The following is a 21,241-nucleotide window of genomic DNA, read 5'->3' as shown; positions in this document are numbered from 1 at the left end:
GGATGGTACGGACACGGAAGGCCCGCTAAACTTGCCGCACCATAATGTCGTGAGAACGGCTTGACCAGAAGCAGACCGGAACGGAAAGCATCCTTTTGCGCACCGCCCGGTCCTTATGCCCCGATTGAGCGGTCATTCCGCAGATGTCGCCACGAAGGAGGAAGAGTGATCCCATCCCCAAGACTTGTCGTTGGTAACTGGAAGATGCACGGACTGCGCGAGCAGTCCACCCGTCTGGCCCGTGCCGTCGCCGAAGGTGCCCAGGCCCTTCCAGATGATGTGCGGCTCGTCCTATGCCCGCCCTTCACACAGCTTGCGAGTGTTCACGGCATCATAAATGCCGCAGGCCCTGCCGCCCCTCTTTGTCTTGGAGCCCAGGACTGTCACACAACATCGTCCGGACCGCATACCGGTGACATTTCAGCGGACATGCTGTCCGATCTGGGGGTGCAGTATGTCATCCTCGGTCATTCCGAGCGTCGTCAGGCTCATGGCGAAACCGATGCGCTGATCCGCCGGAAAGTCGAAGCCGCCGAGGCAGCGGGGCTCATCCCCGTCGTCTGTATCGGCGAGACGATGGAAGAGCGTCTCGAAGGACGCACGACCACCGTTCTGGCAACGCAGGTCGAAGGATCGCTTATGGATGACTTCAGTGGCGTCCTGGCCTATGAGCCGGTCTGGGCCATCGGCAGCGGCTCCGTTCCGCCAATTGACGAGCTCGAGCGGACCCTCTCCCTGCTTCACGGACTGTTGCAGTCGCGCCTCAAGATGGATGACATTCATGTCCCGATCCTGTATGGCGGCTCCGTAACACCGGCTCAGGCGCCGACCATTTTTTCCATCGGGTCGCTCGGAGGGGTGCTGGTGGGCAGTGCCAGTCTGGAAGCGAAGAGCTTTCTGCGCATTGCCGAATCAGCCTCTCTCCGCCTGTCTGCCCAACCACTGTCCGGACCCTATCGTTCATGACCACTCTTCTGCTTGCTCTCAACCTGCTGGTCACACTGGCGCTGATCGGGGTGATCCTCATCCAGCGCAGCGAAGGCGGTGGCCTCGGAATCGGCAGCGGCCAGGGCATGGGCTCTTTCATGAGCGGCCGCGGAACGGCAACGCTTCTCACGCGTGCTACGTCCGTTCTTGCGGGAATCTTCATGCTGCTGTGCCTGGTGCTGGCCGTCATGAACCGTGGCGCATCCTCCGGCGTCGGCTCGCGCGACATTCTGGCGCAACCGCCTGCCGCGACGCAGACGACCACAACGCCTGCGCCCACAACACCGGCAGCTCCTGCCGCTCCGGCGTCCACACCCGCTCACTGAGCGACACTGAAAATCCCCGTTCAGATTTTTTAACGGGGATCTTTCTCACAGACGCGTCTCTTCGCTTCCCCTGCCCCATGTCGGCAGTGTATGAAGACCGCCCATGACGCGTTTCGTATTCATCACCGGCGGTGTGGTATCTTCTCTCGGCAAGGGCATCGCTTCAGCGGCCCTCGCTGCTCTCCTCCAGGCGCGCGGATACAAGGTCCGCATGCGCAAACTGGACCCCTATCTCAACGTGGACCCGGGCACCATGAGCCCGTACCAGCACGGTGAGGTGTTCATTACCGATGACGGGGCGGAAACCGACCTCGACCTCGGTCATTATGAACGCTTCACAGGCGTTCACGCGTCCCGTGCTGACAACACCACGACGGGACGCATTTACTCGGATGTGATCGCGCGCGAACGTCGCGGCGACTATTTGGGCGGGACCGTACAGGTCATTCCGCACATCACGGACGCCATCAAGGACGTCGTGGTCTCCGGTACTGACGATTACGATTTCGTGCTCGTGGAAATCGGCGGCACGGTTGGCGATATCGAAAGCCTTCCGTTCCTCGAGGCCATTCGTCAGCTCCGCAATGACCTTGGCCACGCCCAGACCATGTGCGTGCATCTGACACTCCTGCCCTACATCCCGGCAGCCGGCGAACTCAAGACCAAGCCCACGCAGCATTCCGTCAAGGAACTGCAGAATGTCGGTATCCAGCCGCAGATGCTGCTGTGTCGCTCGGATCGTCCCATTCCGGACAACGAGCGTCGCAAGATCGCCAATTTCTGCAATGTCCGCCCGGAAGCCGTCATTGCGGCGCTTGACGTGGACACGATCTATGCCTGCCCCATTTCCTATCACAACGAAGGAATGGATCAGGAAGTCCTGCGCTATTTCGGCCTGCCGTATGACAGCAAGCCGGACCTTTCGCGCTGGGAAAAGATCGTTCATGCGATACGCGAACCCGAAGCCGAAGTCCGCGTGGCAGTTGTCGGCAAGTACACGGCCCTGCTCGACAGCTATAAATCGCTGGCCGAAGCCCTGCTGCATGGTGGCATCGCCAATCATGTGAAGGTCAATCTGGACTGGATCGAATCGGAAGAATTCGAAAAGAACGGTAATATCGCCGAGCGCCTGAAGGATGCAGATGCCATCCTCGTTCCCGGCGGGTTTGGGGAACGCGGTGCGGAAGGCAAGATCCAGGCTGTCCGTTATGCCCGCGAGAACAATATCCCGTTCCTTGGGATCTGCTTTGGCATGCAGATGGCCGTGGTCGAATGTGCCCGTTCGCTTGCGGGCCTTCCCAAGGCGTCTTCCACCGAATTCGGTCCGACGGATGAGCCTGTGGTCGGGCTGATGACGGAATGGGCGCGTGGTGGCGAACTGCTCCGCCGTCGTGAAGGCGGCGATCTGGGCGGCACGATGCGTCTGGGCGCCTATCCGGCAAAGCTGGTTCCCGGCTCCCGCGTGGCTGAGATCTATGGCCGTACGGAAATCCGCGAGCGCCATCGTCATCGCTGGGAAGTCAACGCGCATTACAAGGACCGCCTCGAAAAGACGGGTCTGCGATTCTCCGGCCTCTCTCCTGACGGTGTGCTGCCGGAAGTGGTGGAATACCCGGATCACGCGTGGTTCGTGGCTGTGCAGTACCATCCGGAACTGCTCTCCAAGCCTTTCGATCCGCATCCGTTGTTCGCAGGCTTTATCGGTGCCGCCGTCAAGGAGGCTCACAGCAAGTGAGCTTCCGGATCGGAGACCTCACGGTCGGTCAGGATCAGCCTTTCACGCTGATCGCTGGTCCGTGTCAGATCGAATCCCGCGAGCACGCAACGGAGATGGCCGATGTCCTCTCCGCCATCTGCCGTGAGTTGGGAATCGGGCTGATCTATAAAAGCAGCTTCGACAAGGCCAACCGGAGCTCGGTCAATGCCGCGCGCGGAGTAGGCATGGAGGCCGGTCTGGAGATCCTCGCCGGCATCCGCGAGCGATTCGGCGTTCCCGTTCTGACGGACGTGCACACCGCCGAGCAGTGCGCACCTGCTGCTCAAGCGGTGGATGTTCTGCAGATCCCGGCGTTCCTGTGCCGCCAGACGGATCTGCTTTTGGCTGCGGGCGAAACCGGCCGTGCCATCAACATCAAGAAGGGCCAGTTCCTCGCACCGTGGGACATGGGCAATGTTGCAGCCAAGATTGCTTCAACGGGCAATGAGCGCATCATGCTCTGCGATCGTGGGACGAGTTTCGGCTACAATACGCTTGTCAGCGATATGCGCGGCCTGCCGATCATGGCACAGACGGGCTATCCCGTGGTGTTCGATGCGACGCATTCCGTGCAGCAGCCGGGTGGCCTCGGGGCGTCAACCGGTGGGCAGCGTGAATTCGTTGAGCCATTGGCTCGCGCAGCGCTCTCGATTGGTGTGGCCGCCGTTTTCATCGAAGCGCATCAGGACCCGGACCATGCTCCAAGCGATGGTCCGACCATGGTGCCGCTTCATGAAATGCGCAGCCTCCTGACGCGTCTGAAAGCCTTTGACGCTCTGGCGAAATCCTTTCCGGCCTAACTTCCGGAAGGGGCCAGAGCTGCCAGAAACAGGCTCAGCACCGCAATGGCCGTCAGTCCGGCTCTCAGCGGCAGATAGCCTGGGGGAAGCGCGCCTTTCCTCCAGGCTTCCCGTTCCACCAAGAACGTCCCGACAAAACCAATGATTTCGAGGCCGAAGCCGGCTCGGACATGCCCTAGAACACCGATGCAGAGGGTAAGCCATGCCCAGAGCGCAGGGCAGACACCCAGCACAAGACGCTGGCGGTCCCGCTGGGACGTGCCGCCAACAGTGATGATGTCCGGCCGCTCCATGGCCAGCCCCCAGTGTACGGCCCCCAGAAAAGACAGGATGCAGGCGGCATACGTCAGGAGAATGATCTTGAGATTTGGCAGTGGCGTGAACAGCCCTGCCAGAAAGATCCATCCTCCGAGCGCCATGAAAGGGATCAGCCCGGCAATGCCAAGCACGAAAATGGGAAAAGGAAGGCGCATGTCGTCGTTGACCTCAGGGCGTGATTTTGAGACTTGAAATAGCTGTTCCATTCCGAACGGTCACGAGCCAACCCGGTTCACGTATCCCAGGAGAGCTTCCATTGAGCGCCATCGTTGATATCATCGCCCGCGAAATCCTGGACAGCCGCGGCAATCCCACTGTCGAGGTCGAAGTCGAGCTGTCCTCCGGTGCCCGCGGCCGCGCGGCTGTCCCGTCCGGCGCTTCCACAGGTGCCCATGAAGCCGTGGAACTGCGCGATGGTGACAAGTCCCGCTATGGCGGTAAGGGCGTCCTTAAGGCCTGTAGTCATGTCGAGAACGACATTCTTGAAGTTCTTCAGGGCGCCGAATCGGAAGATCAGATCGCCATTGATAACGCGATGATTGATCTGGACGGAACCTCCAACAAGTCCCGGCTGGGCGCCAACGCCATCCTCGGCGTTTCGCTCGCCGTCGCCAAGGCCACTGCCGAGGAGCTGGAGCTTCCGTTATATCGCTATGTTGGCGGTGCCTATTCCCACCTTCTCCCCGTGCCGATGATGAACATCGTCAATGGTGGCGAGCACGCCGACAATCCGATCGATATTCAGGAATTCATGATCCAGCCGGTCGGTGCGCCGACGGTTGCGGATGCCATTCGCATGGGCTCGGAAATTTTCGCACGCCTGAAGAAAGGTCTCTCCGAGGCTGGTTACAACACCAATGTCGGCGATGAAGGCGGCTTCGCACCGAACCTGAAGTCTGCTGATGAAGCTCTTGGATTTATTGCAAAATCCGTTGAAGCTGCTGGGTATCGTCTGGGCGAGGACGTGACCTTCGCGCTCGATTGCGCCGCGACCGAATTTTACGCGGACGGTCGCTACAATCTGAAGGGTGAAGGCAAGGAATTCGATGCTTCGGGCATGATTTCCTACCTTGAAGATCTGGCGAACCGCTACCCGATCGTTTCCATTGAAGACGGACTTGCGGAAGATGACTGGGAAGGCTGGGCTGAACTGACGACCCGTCTGGGTAAGAAGCTCCAGCTCGTTGGTGACGATCTGTTCGTCACCAACCCCGAACGTCTGCGCCGTGGCATCAAGGCCGGTACCGGGAATGCGCTGCTTGTGAAGGTCAACCAGATCGGTACGCTGACCGAGACGCTAGAGGCCGTCGAAACCGCTCACAAGGCCGGTTACGCCTGCGTCATGAGCCATCGCTCGGGCGAGACGGAAGATTCCGTCATTGCTGACCTCGCGGTTGCAACGAACTGCGGCCAGATCAAGACGGGCTCCCTCTCCCGCTCTGACCGTACGGCAAAATATAACCAGCTCATCCGTATTGAGCAGCAGCTTGGCAGTGCGGCCCGCTATGCCGGTCGCAACATCCTCCGAAACTCCTGAAAATGCTCAACGGCCTCATCCCTTTCGGGAATGGGGCCGTTATTTCGTGGCCGGATATGATTGATATTCATATCCTTCATTGTCTGGTCACAAATGACTGATATAAATTGAGATAGTCTCTCAGAACGGAGTTTTCACGACGTGACACTGATCCGACTTATCAAACGTGGTGTCCGCGCCGTAGCTCCTCCGGCATTTTTCCTGTCTCTCACGGTCTATTTCGGCTGGAACGCGCTGCACGGTGCGCATGGGATCCATGCCTATCAGGAGCAGACCCAGCTTCAGAAAGATGCCCTTCAGGCCAGGCAGGATGCAGACGATGAGCAGAATGTCTGGCGGCGTCGTGTTGTTGCCCTCAAGGAAAAAGCGCTGGATGCTGACATGCTGGATGAGCGCGCCCGTGCCACGATGAACCTGACGCGCAGTGGCGATCTGGTTGTCCCCTACGGACCGCATGACAAGCTGTTTTGAGCAGTCGTTGAAATAATCAGCCCTCGAGGTATAAAAAAAGCGGCCCGAAGGCCGCTTTTTTTTATGAAGACTGTTGGAACAGTCTTACTTGATCTTGGCTTCGCGGAACACGACGTGCTTGCGTGCAACCGGATCGTACTTGCGTACTTCCATCTTTCCCGTAGCAGAACGGGCATTCTTCTTCGTGACGTAGAAGTAGCCGGTCTCAGCTGACGAAACGAGCCGGATCTGAATAACGTTGCTCTTTCCCATGATACCCTCGGGCTTTCGCCATAACTTATGCCGCTCGAAGGTGTCGATGCAGCATGTTGATCTCTAGATTTGGCGCACCATGCTGATTTGTGGCTCGGAGGTCAAGGCCTTTGCGCAAGATTTAGCGGTTTTCCTGTAGTTTCAAAGAGTTTGTGGACCAGAAAATCGTGCCGGATGCCTATGGGGGAGCACTCTCTTTGCTTGTAGGGCAATAGAGAGGAACCTATAAGGAACAAATGCAGGATGACTGTCATTCTGTGCCCTGTTTTGACCTGCCTCCGCCGAGGCGCATGGGAGCGCCTGTATGCTGACCCGCAAACAGCACCAGCTTTTGCTGTATATCGACGATCATCTTCGCCGGACGGGATATTCTCCCTCTTTCGATGAAATGAAAGATGCTCTCGAACTGCGTTCCAAATCAGGCATTCATCGCCTGATTTCCGCTTTGGAGGAGCGTGGATTCCTGCGGCGTCACCATCATCGCGCACGCGCGCTCGAAGTGCTGCGCCTGCCTCATATGGGCACCGAGGCTCCTGCCGTTATGCCGACGACAGAGGCCGCTTTCGTTCCGGCTGTTCTCAGTCAGGGGGAGACGGGTCTTGACGGGACTTTCTCCGAAGCCAGCGTCGCCAATGATCGTCAGACCATCAGCATTCCTCTTTATGGTCGCATCGCAGCCGGTTTGCCTATTGAGGCCATGCAGGATGACAGCGACAGGATTGAGGTCCCGATTTCGCTTCTGGGCACTGGAGAGCATTACGCACTCACCGTGGCGGGCGATTCGATGATCGAAGCTGGGATTCTGGATGGGGACATCGCCATTATCCGGCGACGTGAGACGGCCGAGAACGGACAGATTATTGTTGCCCTGATTGATGGCCAAGAAGTGACGCTTAAGAAACTGCGTCGTCGTGGGTCGATGATCGCGCTCGAAGCCGCCAATCGGGACTACGAAACGCGTATTTTTCCAGCGGAGCGCGTGCACATTCAGGGGCGTTTGATCGCGCTTTTCCGTCAGTACTGAAGTCTGAGATCCTGAAGGCAAATGCTGGCGGCCCAGAACCGTCAGCAAAACCTTACTTGGGGGGCAAAGACGTTCCGTGAATGACCTTTACGCTGCCATCCGGACCGATGACCGTGCTGGTGCCGTCCCCGTTCGGGATAACGATGGCTTTGCTGGGACTCTTGTTCAGAAAGCGGGCTGCGCTGTCGGGAACTGACGAAGGAAGTGTCGGAACAAGATGGGTGCGGTCTCGAGACACGCCTTGGTGGGTATCAGCGCCTTCGCCGACTGAAAGGCTCTGGCCCTGCATGAGTTGCGGCCCGGATGCTCCCAGAGCTCCCTTGCCGGCGATTCCACCCATGAAGTTTTCATCGAGCGCAGCGCCACCAAAATAGGTCGCCGGATCGCCGAGAGCATGGCTGAACGTACTATTGGGGTTTGCGACGTCCTTGAGCGTTGGGAGCGGTTGCGGAGCCCCCGGCCAGATGTTGCCGCTTTCGGGAAAAATTGGAGTTTCGGAATATTTTTCGCCACGCGCGCGATGAATATTCTCGCTGTCTCCATGAGGGCCGTTCGGATTATCGAGAGCCGTCCAGACCATCGTGTCGCGGATATACTTGCCCATGCCTGAACAGCCGCTCAGAGCGAGAGGTAGTGCCAGCAGAGCGGTCTTCCGCATTTCTTACTCCCACGAGATCAATCCATGACCTTTAGCGGTCCTTGTAACGGAGCGCCAGATGAAGACAGTCGAAGAACGCTACATTCTTTCGCCGTATGACGTCAGAAGCTGATTTTGGATGATTTGCGGGATTGCCCTGCCATGATGCGGGTCAGTCCCGCGGTCAGATAACCCCAGCCACTGATGACTGTCGGAATCACGGAAAGCCAAAGGAAGATTCCGCCAATCAGCGTTGCCGGCAGAAAGGAAAGTCCCAGCATTTCTGCGGCCCCGTCGCCACCGATCAGAAAACCGATCGCTACCATCTGGATGCCGGTTTTCCATTTCGCCAGTCGTGTCGATGGGAGCGTTTCGCGCTGGGACGCCATGTATTCCCGCAGACCGCTGACCAGAATTTCGCGGATCATGATGATGATCGCTGCATAAAGCGAATAAACCGGCAGCTGTGTCAGCCCTGCCAGAGCCAGCAGAAGAGATCCGACAAGAAGCTTGTCCGCGATCGGGTCCATCATCCGGCCCAGTTCGGAAAGCTGTTGCCAGCGACGGGCCAGTGCACCGTCCAGATAGTCCGTGATGCAAGCGGCCGTGTAGACCACGCAGGCGATCACATTCGCAGTCGGCGAGTGCACGGAGAGCAGCACGACCAGTACGGGAATGGACGCGATACGCAGCAGTGTCAGGATATTTGGCAGATCTGTCAGCATCACAATCAGTCTAGAACAGTTTCCCTCATACCGGTATGCGCCAATGTGTGCGTGAAAGATGTATTTTTCGTGTAAATCGCTGACTAGGTTCAGGAGCTGCGATGATCGGCTGAGGCCTTTTGGACCCATTCTGGATGAAAATGCCCGTATATGGCATTTGCCGTGCTGGAACTGATACCAGGCGCGCTTTCCAGCTCCTCAAGACTCGCCTGTCTGACAGATTTTGCAGAGCCGAAATGATTGAGCAGGGCTTTTTTCCGAGCAGCTCCGATTCCCGGTACAGTGTCCAGTTCGGAACTGCGTAACCCCTTGGAGCGCCCTGCCCTGTGTGTGGTGATTGCAAACCTGTGTGCTTCGTCGCGTAGTCTTTGCAGATAGTAGAGAACCGGGTCTCGCGGAGGGAGCTGGAAGGGCGGTTTTGTCTCCGTGAAGAACCATTCCCGCCCGGCATCCCGGTCCGGACCTTTGGCGATGGCCACGATCGGAATTCCGCTCACACCAATGTCGGAGAGAACTTTCCGTACGGCGTTGAATTGCCCGAGGCCGCCGTCGATGAGAAGCAGATCCGGCCAGTCTTCCGGGCGCTCTCCGTTCTCCGGGCGTTTTCCGAACCGGCGTTCCATGACTTCGCGCATCATGCCGAAATCATCTCCCGGCGCGACTGGTCCCTTGATGCCGTATTTGCGATAGGCGCGTTTGTTGAAGCCTTCGGGGCCACCTACGACCATCACGCCATAGGGGGCCTGCCCCATGATATGGGAGTTATCATAGGTTTCGATACGTTGCGGCGTTTCAGGAAGACCAAAGACCTCCGCAACCCCTTCGAGCAGTTTGCGCTGTCCGGTATTCTCGGCCAGCTTACGTTCCAGCGCTTCCCGGGCGTTCAGGGCTGCGTGCCCTACGACGTCCTTTTTTTCACCCCGCTGTGGTCTGAGGATTTCGACCCTCTGTCCGCGCCTGATGCTGAGTGCTTCCTCGACCAGATTCAGTTCCGGAATCTCACAGTTCACCAGAATCGTGGGCGGTGGCGGTTTGTTGTCATAAAACTGGATCATGAACGCCGACAGCACGTCTGCTGCTGTCTCTTCCTCGGCATGGGCCGGGTAGAATGCCCGGTTACCATTATTGCGGCTGCCTCGGATGAAGAATACCTGAATGCAGCTCTGGCCGGCTTCCTGCCAGATCGTCATGATATCCGCGTCATTGATCGACGCCGGGTTAACGGTGCTGGATCCCTGAATGCTGGCAAATCCACGAATCCTGTCCCGGATCGATGCAGCCCGCTCATAATCCATGTCCTGCGAAGCCTGCTCCATCTCGGCTGCCAGACGCTGTTGCAGGTTCGTGCTGTGTCCCGAGAGAAACTGGCGGGCCTCGTCAACCAGTTTCGCATAATCAGGTCCGGAGATGCGATCCACACAGGGCGCTGAGCAGCGCTTGATCTGGTACAGCAGGCAGGGCCGCGTTCTGCTGTTTAGCACGGCATCCGAACAGGACCGGAGCAGGAAGCTGCGCTGCACCAGATTGAGTGTCTGGTTGACGGCCCAGGCATTTGCAAACGGCCCCCAATAGGTTGCGCCTTTGACGGGCTTGCCGCGCTGTTTGGTGATCTGCGGAAATTCGTGACTTTCAGTCAGCATCAGCCACGGATAGCTCTTGTCGTCACGCAGCAGGATGTTGAAGCGCGGCTTCATGCGCTTGATGTAGTTCGCCTCCAGAAGCAGTGCGTCCGCTTCTGTCTTCGTGATGACAATTTCCATCGAAACCGTCATCGACACCATGCGCCGCAGCCGCTCGGGAAGCTGGTTGGTGCGGGTATAGGACGAGACGCGCTTCTTCAGGCTCAGCGCCTTGCCGACATACAGCACCTCCCCCTTCGCGCTGAGCATGCGATACACGCCAGGGCTGTAGGGAATGGTCTTCAATGCCTCACGAATGGCCTCGACACCCTGCGTGTTTCCCGCAGAAACAGGGAGTGCGCCATGGTCGTCAGACAGGTCGGAACTGTGTGGAGGAAGGTCGGTCATTCGGCTTTTTCAGTCATCCACTGAACCTGTGGAAAAGTCTGTGGGCTGCTCCGTGACAGAATCATGAAAGCCACGGTTTGCCAGACCTGTCATCAGATTGCCCAATTTTTAATCATCTTTTGCAAGTCATTGAAAACGCTTGTTTCTTGCTTTCCTTCCCATTCCATCACCCCCTGTTCGGGAGGGTGGAAAGGATCGACAGACGGCCTGCAAACGCCTCAGCAGGTCATGGTGGACGACGCGGCTCCTGTTTTGTCCATCATGATCATGTTCTGTTCTCTCAGGGTCTGTCGAAGCGTATTTTCAAGGCTGCTTTCAGAGCACCGTTGTGGCTTTTTCGGCAGTCTCCAGAAGACGCAGCATGTTACCACCCCAGATGGCAGAAATTTCCGCATCGGTGAAACCTGCCGCCTGAAGAGCATGCGTGACATTCGCGGTCTCGGTTGCGTCTTTCCAACCCGGAATTCCACCACCGCCATCGAAGTCCGAAGAAATCCCGACATGCTCGACGCCGATCCGGTTCGCAATATACGAGACGTGCCGTACCAGATCTTCGACCGTGCCGCCGCCGCCTTTTTTCAGAAAGGAGCCCATGGCCGTCACCTGAATCAGGCCACCTGTTTCTTTCAGGCGGTCAAGCTGTTCATCGTCCAGATTGCGCGGGTGATCGCACAGGGCGCGGGCACAGGAGTGACTGGCGAAAACCGGCGTGGCGGAAATCTCGCTCGCCTGCATCATGGTCGATTTTGCCGCATGGGAGACGTCCACCAGAACGCCGGAGCGGTTCATGTGTGCGATCGCCTCACGCCCTAGCTCTGACAGCCCTCCATGAAGCGTTTCGGCATCCGCCAGATCCTTGCGCGGAATGGCCGCGTCCGCGAGCGCATTGTGTCCGTTATGGGTCAGGGTCATGTATCGTACGCCATAGCGACGGGCGAGTTCCGCGATACGCTCCGGCTGTCCACCCAGACCATGTCCGTTTTCGATCGCCGGAATGACGGCAAGGTCGCCCGCTTCATAGGCCGCACGCACATCTGCCGCCGTCCGGCAGACGCATGCGCTGTGATTGCCCTGTCGTCCTTCGATTCCGGAAATCACGTCCAGCATGCCCTGAACCCGGTCCCAGCCTTCAGCATGCCCGGCATCATCGCGTGCGCCCTGCGGAATATAGGCCGCAAGACACACTGCTTTCAGGCCACCTTTACGCGTCTTGGGAACGTTCACCTGTCTGGGTGTGTCTTCCGTCCAGGCATCCTGTCGGTCCGGCCAGGGAATATCGATATGGGAATCAAGCGTCAGGAGTGTGTGGTGCAGATCAGTCATGGTTCGTTCTAGATCGGACGGGAAAGCTTTGTGTGCAAGAGGGTGCTTGTCAAAACGCCTGATCCGGTCGATCCAGTCGTCATGCGTCTCATCACCTGGAACATCAATTCCCTTCGACTCAGACTGCCGCTGCTGAAGCAGATCGTCGAACAGGAAAACCCGGACATCGTCTGTCTACAGGAAACGAAAGTCCCGGATCCGCTCTTTCCCGCTCAGGCCCTGGTTGAAATGGGCCTGCCCCATCAGGTCTATAAAGGCATGAAGGGTTATAATGGTGTGGCGATCCTGTCGCGACATCCACTGCAAAGCGTTGCTGGAACGCCCGACTGGTGCACGCGCTCGGACTGCCGCCATGTGGCTGCGAGTATTGCGACGCCAGCCGGTCCGATCCTGCTGCATGATTTCTACGTGCCGGCAGGTGGCGATATCCCCGACCCGGTGGAAAACGAAAAATTTGCCCACAAACTGGCGTTCGTGGATGAAGCCACCAGCTGGTTCACCAGTGCGCCTCCTGCCCGCAGCATTCTGGTAGGCGATCTCAACATCGCGCCTCTGGAGCATGACGTCTGGAGTCATAAGCAACTTCTGAAGATCGTCAGTCACACGCCGCCTGAGATTGAACGCCTGAAGGCGTGGATGGCGACGGGATTTCAGGATGCCATGCGGACGATCACGCCGGAGCCGGAGAAGCTCTACACTTGGTGGTCATACCGCAATAAAGACTGGAAAAAATCCAACCGCGGTCGGCGGCTGGATCATGTCTGGATGACGCCCGACCTCATGCCGGGCCTGAGGGATATCAGGGTTCTTCAGGATGTGCGAGACTGGGACAGCCCGTCGGATCACGTTCCTGTTGTGCTGGACTTCGACCCGGCCTGACTCTTCGCCCGCTTCCTGTCAGCCTTCAGGCTGACAGGCTGTCGGAGCCGATCACGCCACGTCCTTCAGGATCAAGACGATAGCCACCACCTTCCGTAATCAGAAGTGACGTGCGTGCCGGATCTGGCTCGATCTTCTGGCGCAGTCGGTAGATATGCGTCTCGAGCGTATGGGTCGTGACGGCCGCGTTGTAGCCCCATACTTCGTTCAGAAGTACCTGACGCGCCACCGGGCGCTGACCCGCACGATAGAGATATTTCAGGATCGCGGCCTCCTTCTCCGTCAGGCGGATCCGACGGTTACGGGCGGTTTCGACGAGCAGCTTGGCAGACGGACGGAATGCATAGGGGCCGATCTCAAAGACGGCGTCTTCGCTGTTCTCGAAAATCCGCAACTGGGCCCGCAGGCGGGCCAGAAGCTCACCGATCCGGAAAGGCTTGGCAACGTAGTCGTTGGCGCCTGCATCAAGGCCGCGCACCACGTCGTGTTCGTCATCGGAACCGGTCAGGATGATGATCGGCATGCGGATGCCCGCGCGCCGCAATTCGGCGCAGAAGTCGCGCCCGTCACCATCGGGGAGGGTAATGTCCAGCAGCATGGCATCATACCGGGCACCAGGTTTGGCGAGAAGCTCGCGCGCTGCGGCAACGGACGTCGCCTCAACCGCTTCCAGTTCGCCGCCGTGCTGAAGCTGCTCTGCCAGAAGACGACGGAGCGTATCATCATCGTCAACAACCAGGATGGGGCGTGGACCTGCCATAATAACCTGTCTCGTTCTATCGCGACGGAAGAAACGTCACATCCGTAAAAATTCGGTGTTCGTAACTTGCACATCCGGACTTACCATTCCCGGTAAACGGGAAGAAAGCAGCATGCTTTCGCATCAGACTATGGCAAGTACAGCCGAAAAAGGAAACAGCATTATGGCTAAAGCTATTTTGAGAACCGCTGGAGACCGCGCTTTTCTTCACTTTCAGGGGAAAATCGTTCCGGTTTTGATCGGACGGCGCGGGCTGTCCCTTGACAAAACGGAAGGAGACCTTCGTACTCCCGTGGGGGAACTGCCGCTCCGGCGTGTCCTCTACCGTGCGGACCGGACCTCACGTCCCATCTGCACAGCGGAACTTTCCGTCGAACCTCTCGCCGCCAATGATGGCTGGTGTGATGACCCCACCCATTCCGACTACAATCGCGCTGTAGCGCTCCCTCACCCGGCCTCTTGCGAAAACCTGTGGCGTGACGATCATGTCTATGATCTCTGCATCGTTCTGGGCTGGAATGATGCCCCGGTAAAATCGGGAGACGGATCGGCTATTTTCCTGCATCTGCCGCCCGCCAGCGGATATACGGAAGGCTGTGTTGCCCTTGAGGAAAAGGACCTCCGTGCGTTTCTCGAAGCGGGATTGTCGCATATTACAGTAGAAAAGCCGTCCTGAGATAAAAGCGGTAGGTAGCTTCAGAATGAAAGCTGTTCGGTCTGCTCCGCGCCATTCCGACATCTGGCTTCGTAGTCGAGAATACGGGCGTGCAAGGGACCGCGCCCCCATCTCCGGGTTTCGCAGAAACGTTTGTAGTTTTGCTGTGCGAGATATCGTGCTTTTCGCAGTGGCGAACTACTTTTCCACAGTCCGGAAATTTCAGGATAAGCGGCGACAAACGCCGGATATGGCTCATAGTCGACTGCCTGCCAGGGGCGAAAAATTCCTTCCCATGGCTTCGGCTGTGACATGTAGTGAACAATTTTTGGCTGGATAGTGTCTTCCAGATCGGCATTGAACAGAAAGACAGGAAAGTTCCATGATAAGGACATGGGTAGTACGCGCTCGATGCCTACGAGGTTGAGAATATCCTGATCGGGGAATCTGGACATCCTGCTCTGGGAACGAATGACGGTTCGTGCTTGCTCCGCAATCGCCGCCCATGCTGACCGATGAAAATAAAGAACGCCCGTATTGAAATACAAAGTGGACTTCTGGGACGTCAGTCCAATATCTACAAAATGTTCCCGTACACCTTCGCCTTCACGTGAATCATCCTCGAGAAGAAAAACCATAGGATCGGCAGAAGCGAAAAAATGCTCTTTAGGTGGAGGGGAAGACAATAATTTATTCAGACAGTATTTGATCTGAGTATCGCCATCAATATAAAGAATATTTTTGTAATTTTTCGGTAAAATATTATCTAGATAAAGTCTTCCAAGCATAGCTGACGCACCGTCAATGTCAGATCTTGATCTTGAAAAAATAATAATGTTATTTTTTTTGCAGATTGAGCCTGCGATGGGAAATGTCACAGCGTCAACGTCAAAGCATACAATGATAATGTCTGCGATGTCCGCTGCCGCATGAGCGCGCGCCTGAAGTGCACTGACAAGAGTAGGGAAAAGATAAGACTGGTCAGTGCAGTAGCAAACGCAGGTCTGTACGCTCATGCGCGTTCTCCGTTTTCTGGACGGCAGCGCTCCCACCGCGGCAAGGAAGGAGAAAATTCCGTCGCACTGAAAACATAGAGTCCATGTTTTAAGATTGTGTTTCTATCTTCGTTTTATTGTGGGCTACTTCGCACAATCCGATCTCTGCAGCCCCTCCTCACTTAATATTTATTCCACCTCTGGCGGCACCATGCAGACCATATTGTCTCCAGGCTGAGGCACGGCTTTGTCGTTGTCTTCGGCTGAACGGATCAGGATGCCGCCATCCCGCCGAACCACGAGAAGATCAAGCCTGTTTTCGTCATTCCCGAACGTCGATGCACTCTCGTCCGTGGCTTCCACGGCGACGAACCGCCATCCCTGCTCGAACAGCGTATCAAACAGGGTATAGTTCCAGGCCGGTTCTCCCAGAACCTTGCCGCGAGCGTCGCGTGACAGGCCGTGATAGAAATCCAGCCGTGCCACGCCAGGGCTGATCTGATAGACACGCTGCCGTCCCATGGTCGGGGCCAGATGCCCGCAGACCATACCATTATAGATGCCGTCACCTGTCGTCGCGATCAGATAATCGGCAGGTCGCTCCTCCAGGGATTCCTGCCCATGCTGCGACAGAAGCTCTGCGCGCAGTACCGGAATATCCTGCCGGGTGGCCGGCAGGAGGGCGCTGGAGCGGTTATCCACCAGCAGAACCGGCACGCCCGCCTTGCGCAGACAGGATGCAAGGTTGATGGACCATCCACTCGCTCCCATGATTGCGATGGCCGGATCGTTGGAAAGGGTGAGTTTGAGGCGTCGTGCAATGGGTCCAAGCGAGAAACCGTGCAGGATCATCGTCACGGCAATCACCGCGAACACCGCTGGCATAATCAGATCCGCAGACTGGTATCCCGCCTCCTTGAGACTGACCCCCGCCTCGCCAGCCACGGCAGCCGCTACGATACCGCGTGGCGCAATCCAGCCGACAAACAGCTTTTCCTTCCAGGGCATGCTCGTGCCCAGAGTGGAGAGAAAAATGCCCAGAGGGCGCACAACAAACAGAACCACAACCGTCAGCGCGAAAATCGGAATGGAAAGCTGTGCCAGAACATCGCGATGCAGATCGGCCGTCAGCATGATGAACAGGACCGACACGACCAGAACCACCAGTGATTCCTTCATGCGCCGCAGTTCCGTCACACCCGGAATCTGAAGGTTCGCCAGTGCCATTCCAAAGATCGTGACCGCCATCAGTCCGGCGCCGCCCATCTCCAGATTGCACAGGGAGAAGATTACCAGCGCCATCGAGATCAGCATCGGCGTCTTGAGGATTTCCGGCATCAGATCACGCGTGAACAGATAGCGGACCAGATATCCTGGCAGGATTCCCGCGGAAAGCGCGACGGCAATGGCCCCAAGAAGATCCGGTAGCGTATGCGTGAAGAACACATCCGCATGAATGTCCACATGCAGCAGCATGAGCTGAAGCACGACCGCCGCCAGAATTGCTCCCAGCGGATCGTTGACGATGGCTTCCCATCGCAGGAACGCTGCAACGCGCGGCTGAAGCTTGGCACTACGCAGAAGCGGCAGAACGACCGTTGGGCCCGTCACCACGACGATTGCCCCAAACAGCATGGAGGTGCCCCATTCCAGATGGGCCACGTAATGTGCTGCCAGAGAACCTAGAACCCAGTTGATGGGCAGTGCCAGCATCGTCAGACGCGCAACGCCTTCTCCGGCTTCACGCAGCTGGCGGAAATCGAGCGCCATGCCCCCTTCGAACACCACGAGCGCCACCAGAAGGGACACCAGCGGCCGGAACATCCATCCCATCGTTTCGGAAGGATGAAGAATGCCCAGGCCTGGCCCGAAAATCAGGCCCAGAGAGAAGAGAAGGACAATGGCCGGAAGGCGGAAGCGCCAGGCCACCCACTGGGCCAGCATTCCCGCGCCGAAAGTCGAGGCAATGCCGATAAGAATGTCATACTGCATGGATGTTCGGCACGGGCTCCGCATGATGGCTACGAAGCGGTATCATACTCCAGATCCCGTCGCGCACCTAAAAACACGGAAGAACGCCCCATCATGATGTCTCCTCCTGCCCGAACCGGAGCTGACCTTCTGGTTCGCCCTGCCCAGTCTCTGGACCGTGAAGGAATCTGGCGCCTGTTGTCTCCTGTACTGCGGAAGGGCGAGACATATGCCCTGCCCCGACACTGGGGGCGCCGTCAGGCACTCGCCTACTGGATGGATGTCGAGCACCGCGTTTATGTTGCCCAGACCCGCGATCATGAGATCGTCGGGACGTTTTATCTTCAATCGAACCAGAAAGGCGGCGGTAGTCACATCAGCAACGCGGGATTCGTTGCGCGTTCCGGCTTTGGTGCAGGGCGGCTGATGGCTGAGGAAGCGCTTGCTGAAGCTGCAAAGCTTGGCTTTCGCGCCATGCAGTTCAATTTTGTCGTCAGTAGCAATCTGCGTGCCGTAACCCTGTGGAAATCACTGGGCTTTCGGGTGATCGGAACGCTTCCCGGAGCTTTCGATCACCCTTCGAAAGGATATGTGGACGCACTTGTTATGTGGAAGGATCTTCTGCCGCCGGGAGTGTAACGGCCGCGTCTTCCTCCTGCGTCTTTGTGTCCGTTACGACGCGCTCCAGAACGCAGGCAAAGAATCCATCCGTGCCATCCCGCAGGGGCGTCAGCGAGAACTGTGCCTTGTTTCGCAACTCGGTGGGCAGAAGCTCGGACATCTGCTCTTTTGGCAGGCGGATGAAGTCATTGCGGCGTTTGAGGAATGCATCAATCTGCTGGCCGTTCTCGCAGGCCAGAAGCGAGCAGGTCGCATAGATCATGCGTCCGCCCGGCTTCACCAAAGAGGCTGCACGATCAAGGATCTGCGCCTGTTTGACGACAAGTTCCTGGATGTCTTCCGGTGTCAGGCGAAGGCGTGCATCCGGATTGCGCCGCCACGTTCCGGTTCCCGAGCACGGTGCATCGACAAGCACGCGATCGAAGCTGCCGGCCCGACGCTTCGCCCACTTGTCGCCAGATACCAGGAGATGCCGCTCCACGTTGTGAACGCCTGCGCGACGCAGCCGCTTGACCGCTCCGTCCAGACGTTTTTCGTGCACGTCACAGGCGACGATATGCCCGCGGTTTTCCATGGTCATCGCCAGTGCCAGCGTTTTGCCGCCTGCCCCTGCGCAATAATCCAGAACCCGGTGCTCGCCCCGTGCGTCGGCTGCTGCGACCACAAGCTGGCTGCCTTCGTCCTGGATTTCGACCAGACCGTCTTTGAAGGCCTGTGTCGCGGTCACGGGCTGACGTCCATCAAGACGCAGTCCCCACGGCGACAGCTTCGTCATCTCTGCCGGAAGCGATTCGCGTCGAAGTTCCCGCGCGGCCTGCTCGCGGCTTCCCTTGAGCAGGTTGACGCGAAGGTCGAGCGTTGGCGTACCCAGCATCGCTTCCATTTCGTCCGGCAACCGGTTGCCAAACGTTTCCCGAAGTGCGCTTTCCAGCCAGTCCGGATATTCGAGCCGTACCGCCAGTGGCTGCTTCTGGGTGGAAAGTTCTTTTCCTTCCAGGCCCTTGAGCGCGATATCCTCACGGGACGTCAGGGGCTTTTGCGCGTAACGCTCTCCGGAAAAAAACCCACGGACATTGTCCATCGTTTCTCCGCCAAGGAGCAGAGAGGCCGCGCAGATGAGCCGGGGGGAGATATCGCCGGAAATATCCCTGAGATTCCACTGCAGCCGCCGCCAGCCACGCAGGACATCCCACACAATCGTGGAAATGGCCCGACGGTCTCCGCCACCAATATAACGGCGTTCGCGGAAAAAAGCGTTGGCTGTGGCGTCGGCGGGACGGCGGGGCGCATTCTGGATCGCACAGAGCAGATCGATGGCGCCTGAAAGACGGGCTGCGGGGGTCATAGCGCCCCCGTAGCCCGTTTAGCCCCTCAATGCGAGAGGCTTTGATGCACGAACGGTCAGTCCCGGCGGTAGTTCGGAGCCTCACGGGTGATCGTCACGTCATGGACGTGGCTCTCACGGAGGCCAGCATTCGTGATGCGACGGAACATGGTGCGGACTTGAAGGTCGGCAATGGTGGCCGATCCCGTGTAGCCCATACCAGCCTTCAGGCCGCCGACGAGCTGATGGATGACCGGAGCCATGCTGCCCTTGTAAGGAACCTGCCCTTCGATGCCTTCCGGAACCAGCTTGAGCGTATCGCGAACTTCAGCCTGGAAGTAACGATCTGCGGAACCGCGGGCCATGGCGCCGAGCGATCCCATGCCGCGATAGGCCTTGTAGGAGCGGCCCTGATACAGGAACGTCTCGCCCGGGCTCTCGTCGGTGCCGGCCAGAAGCGAGCCGACCATGACCACGTCAGCGCCCGCGCCAATCGCCTTGACGATATCGCCCGATGTCCGGACGCCACCATCCGCGATGGCCGGGATGTCCAGCTCGTGACAGGCTGCGGCTGTTTCCATAACGGCCGAGAACTGCGGCACACCTACGCCCGCAACGACACGCGTGGTGCAGATGGACCCCGGTCCGATACCGATCTTCACGCAGTCGGCACCTGCGGCGATCAGGGCGCGCGCGGCCTGTGGGGTGGCAACGTTGCCGGCGATAACCTGAAGTCCGCCGTGACGGCTCTTGAGGGTCTCCACAGCGCTCAGAACCCCGTGTGAATGGCCATGGGCCGTATCCACGACAATGACGTCCACGCCGGCTTCAGCAAGAGCTGCAGCGCGACGGAACCCGTCTTCCCCGACGCCTACGGCGGCGGCACAGCGCAGACGGCCCTGGGAGTCCTTGATGGCCAGCGGGTGCGCGATGGCCTTGTCCATGTCCTTGACGGTGATCAGTCCGATGCAGCGCTTTGCCTCGTCAACGACCAGAAGCTTCTCGATGCGGTGACGGTGCAGAAGCGTGCGTGCCTCGTCCGGTGCGGCACCGTTAAGGACGGTCACAAGGTTCTCGTGCGTCATCAGGTCACGGACGCGCGTGTTCGGGTCGGTCGTGAAGCGCATGTCGCGGTTGGTCAGGATACCGACCAGAACGCCGCTGCCGTTTTCAATGACGGGAAGGCCGGAGACGCCGTGACGTGCCATGATGGCCTGAACCTCGGCCAGTGTCTGGTCGGGGCCAACGGTAACGGGATTGACGACCATGCCTGATTCGAAGCGTTTGACGCGACGGACCTGTTCCGCCTGTTCTTCAATCGACAGGTTTTTATGAATAACGCCCATGCCGCCCTGCTGCGCCATGGCGATCGCCATGCCGTCTTCTGTGACGGTGTCCATTGCGGAAGACATCAGGGGGATGTTCAGCTCGATGGAGCGTGTCAGGCGCGTGCGCGTGGAGGTCTGGGCTGGCAGAACCGACGATTCTGCCGGTTCGACGAGAACGTCATCGAAAGCCAGCGCTTCGCGGATGCGCTCATTCAGATTTGTTGTGTGAGAAGATGAAGTCATGAGCCGCGTGCCCCCGTTACGTCATGCGTCGTGAAAGACGCAATGTGTGTGAACCGGAGGCCAGAAGGCCGACCGGCCGTTGGCGGGTCCTCATAGAGCACTTTGCCCCCCGAGGGGAAGTCTCTTTTTTGCGGTATTTTCTGAGAATTTTCTTGGCTGGGAGACCTGGATTCGAACCAGGGCTGACCGGGTCAGAGCCGGTAGTTCTACCGCTAAACTATCTCCCAAGCGGTGAGAGGGTGTTTATCAACCGACCTCGCAGGGCGCAAGAGCGATCCGGAC

At 58.2% G+C, this 21,241-nt stretch carries 21 protein-coding genes and 1 tRNA gene; 10 read left to right on the top strand and 12 right to left on the bottom strand.

All coding sequences use genetic code 11. The features are described from left to right. Positions 1-165 precede the first annotated feature (165 nt). The 4 genes from tpiA (at position 166) to kdsA (ending at position 3,869) form a co-directional block, all read left to right on the top strand. Positions 166-966, top strand: a complete 801-nt coding sequence (tpiA, locus tag HK22_RS03430) for a triose-phosphate isomerase (RefSeq protein ID WP_086648357.1) — start codon at positions 166-168, stop codon at positions 964-966. Continuing rightward, entirely contained in the window at positions 963-1,313 is a 351-nt protein-coding gene (gene secG, locus HK22_RS03425; RefSeq protein ID WP_062032034.1) for a preprotein translocase subunit SecG, read from the top strand. The genes tpiA and secG overlap by 4 nt, the downstream gene beginning before the upstream one ends. A gap of 103 nt (positions 1,314-1,416) precedes the next feature. Then, positions 1,417-3,048, top strand: a complete 1,632-nt coding sequence (locus tag HK22_RS03420) for a CTP synthase (protein WP_062107911.1) — start codon at positions 1,417-1,419, stop codon at positions 3,046-3,048. Beyond that, positions 3,045-3,869, top strand: a complete 825-nt coding sequence (kdsA, locus tag HK22_RS03415; protein WP_086648356.1) for a 3-deoxy-8-phosphooctulonate synthase — start codon at positions 3,045-3,047, stop codon at positions 3,867-3,869. Before HK22_RS03420 ends, kdsA begins: the two co-directional genes overlap by 4 nt. On the opposite strand, the gene HK22_RS03410 is transcribed toward kdsA, so the two are convergent. Beyond that, positions 3,866-4,342, bottom strand: coding sequence for a DUF3429 domain-containing protein (locus HK22_RS03410; RefSeq protein WP_233142365.1), 477 nt, complete (start codon positions 4,340-4,342; stop codon positions 3,866-3,868). The two genes, kdsA and HK22_RS03410, sit on opposite strands and share 4 nt — an antisense overlap. Before the next feature lie 101 nt (positions 4,343-4,443). Between HK22_RS03410 and eno the strand changes: the two genes are divergently transcribed. Both eno and HK22_RS03400 read left to right on the top strand, forming a co-directional pair. After that, a complete protein-coding gene (gene eno, locus HK22_RS03405; RefSeq protein ID WP_062032018.1) occupies positions 4,444-5,724 on the top strand; it encodes a phosphopyruvate hydratase in 1,281 nt (426 codons plus the stop codon). 141 nt (positions 5,725-5,865) lie between these two features. Beyond that, positions 5,866-6,195, top strand: coding sequence for a septum formation initiator family protein (locus HK22_RS03400; RefSeq protein WP_062032014.1), 330 nt, complete (start codon positions 5,866-5,868; stop codon positions 6,193-6,195). 84 nt (positions 6,196-6,279) lie between these two features. Here the strand turns inward: HK22_RS03400 and rpmG are convergent, their stop codons facing one another. Next, on the bottom strand, positions 6,280-6,447 hold the full coding sequence (gene rpmG / locus HK22_RS03395) for a 50S ribosomal protein L33 (RefSeq protein WP_011253780.1): 168 nt from the start codon (positions 6,445-6,447) through the stop codon (positions 6,280-6,282). A 304-nt stretch (positions 6,448-6,751) separates the two neighbouring features. Between rpmG and lexA the strand changes: the two genes are divergently transcribed. Next, positions 6,752-7,471: a transcriptional repressor LexA gene (gene lexA, locus HK22_RS03390; protein WP_086648354.1), complete on the top strand. Its 720-nt coding sequence runs from the start codon at positions 6,752-6,754 to the stop codon at positions 7,469-7,471. 52 nt (positions 7,472-7,523) lie between these two features. On the opposite strand, the gene HK22_RS03385 is transcribed toward lexA, so the two are convergent. The 4 genes from HK22_RS03385 to HK22_RS03370 form a co-directional block, all read right to left on the bottom strand. Further along, positions 7,524-8,129 carry a hypothetical protein gene (locus HK22_RS03385; RefSeq protein WP_086648353.1) on the bottom strand — a complete coding sequence of 202 codons (606 nt, stop codon included), beginning with the start codon at positions 8,127-8,129 and terminating at the stop codon, positions 7,524-7,526. Between the two features lie 101 nt (positions 8,130-8,230). Beyond that, entirely contained in the window at positions 8,231-8,833 is a 603-nt protein-coding gene (gene pgsA, locus HK22_RS03380) for a CDP-diacylglycerol--glycerol-3-phosphate 3-phosphatidyltransferase (protein ID WP_062032004.1), read from the bottom strand. Positions 8,834-8,922: 89 nt separating this feature from the next. Further along, on the bottom strand, positions 8,923-10,860 hold the full coding sequence (gene uvrC / locus HK22_RS03375; RefSeq protein ID WP_143412380.1) for an excinuclease ABC subunit UvrC: 1,938 nt from the start codon (positions 10,858-10,860) through the stop codon (positions 8,923-8,925). Between the two features lie 315 nt (positions 10,861-11,175). Further along, on the bottom strand, positions 11,176-12,183 hold the full coding sequence (locus HK22_RS03370) for a dipeptidase (RefSeq protein WP_086648352.1): 1,008 nt from the start codon (positions 12,181-12,183) through the stop codon (positions 11,176-11,178). A gap of 81 nt (positions 12,184-12,264) precedes the next feature. Here HK22_RS03370 and xth point away from each other — a divergent pair, with 81 nt between their 5' ends. After that, positions 12,265-13,062 carry an exodeoxyribonuclease III gene (gene xth, locus HK22_RS03365; protein ID WP_062108007.1) on the top strand — a complete coding sequence of 266 codons (798 nt, stop codon included), beginning with the start codon at positions 12,265-12,267 and terminating at the stop codon, positions 13,060-13,062. A gap of 25 nt (positions 13,063-13,087) precedes the next feature. On the opposite strand, the gene HK22_RS03360 is transcribed toward xth, so the two are convergent. Next, entirely contained in the window at positions 13,088-13,822 is a 735-nt protein-coding gene (locus HK22_RS03360; RefSeq protein ID WP_062107902.1) for a response regulator transcription factor, read from the bottom strand. A 163-nt stretch (positions 13,823-13,985) separates the two neighbouring features. Between HK22_RS03360 and HK22_RS03355 the strand changes: the two genes are divergently transcribed. Then, a complete protein-coding gene (locus tag HK22_RS03355) occupies positions 13,986-14,498 on the top strand; it encodes a L,D-transpeptidase (RefSeq protein WP_086648473.1) in 513 nt (170 codons plus the stop codon). A gap of 20 nt (positions 14,499-14,518) precedes the next feature. Here the strand turns inward: HK22_RS03355 and HK22_RS03350 are convergent, their stop codons facing one another. Both HK22_RS03350 and HK22_RS03345 read right to left on the bottom strand, forming a co-directional pair. Then, a complete protein-coding gene (locus tag HK22_RS03350) occupies positions 14,519-15,493 on the bottom strand; it encodes a glycosyltransferase (RefSeq protein WP_086648351.1) in 975 nt (324 codons plus the stop codon). Between the two features lie 168 nt (positions 15,494-15,661). Continuing rightward, positions 15,662-17,464: a sodium:proton antiporter gene (locus tag HK22_RS03345; RefSeq protein WP_062107897.1), complete on the bottom strand. Its 1,803-nt coding sequence runs from the start codon at positions 17,462-17,464 to the stop codon at positions 15,662-15,664. A gap of 93 nt (positions 17,465-17,557) precedes the next feature. Between HK22_RS03345 and HK22_RS03340 the strand changes: the two genes are divergently transcribed. After that, a complete protein-coding gene (locus HK22_RS03340; protein ID WP_086648350.1) occupies positions 17,558-18,082 on the top strand; it encodes a GNAT family N-acetyltransferase in 525 nt (174 codons plus the stop codon). On the opposite strand, the gene HK22_RS03335 is transcribed toward HK22_RS03340, so the two are convergent. From HK22_RS03335 to HK22_RS03325, 3 genes are all read right to left on the bottom strand, one after another. Beyond that, positions 18,048-19,409: an RsmB/NOP family class I SAM-dependent RNA methyltransferase gene (locus tag HK22_RS03335; protein ID WP_086648349.1), complete on the bottom strand. Its 1,362-nt coding sequence runs from the start codon at positions 19,407-19,409 to the stop codon at positions 18,048-18,050. The genes HK22_RS03340 and HK22_RS03335 overlap by 35 nt on opposite strands. A gap of 56 nt (positions 19,410-19,465) precedes the next feature. Beyond that, a complete protein-coding gene (gene guaB / locus HK22_RS03330) occupies positions 19,466-20,959 on the bottom strand; it encodes an IMP dehydrogenase (RefSeq protein ID WP_086648348.1) in 1,494 nt (497 codons plus the stop codon). Between the two features lie 153 nt (positions 20,960-21,112). Beyond that, positions 21,113-21,186, bottom strand: a tRNA-Gln gene (locus tag HK22_RS03325). Positions 21,187-21,241 lie beyond the last annotated feature (55 nt).

The sequence above is a fragment of the Gluconobacter sp. DsW_056 genome, from assembly GCF_002153595.1.
Lineage (GTDB): Bacteria > Pseudomonadota > Alphaproteobacteria > Acetobacterales > Acetobacteraceae > Gluconobacter > Gluconobacter albidus.
This window is presented reverse-complemented; position numbering and strand designations above follow the sequence as displayed.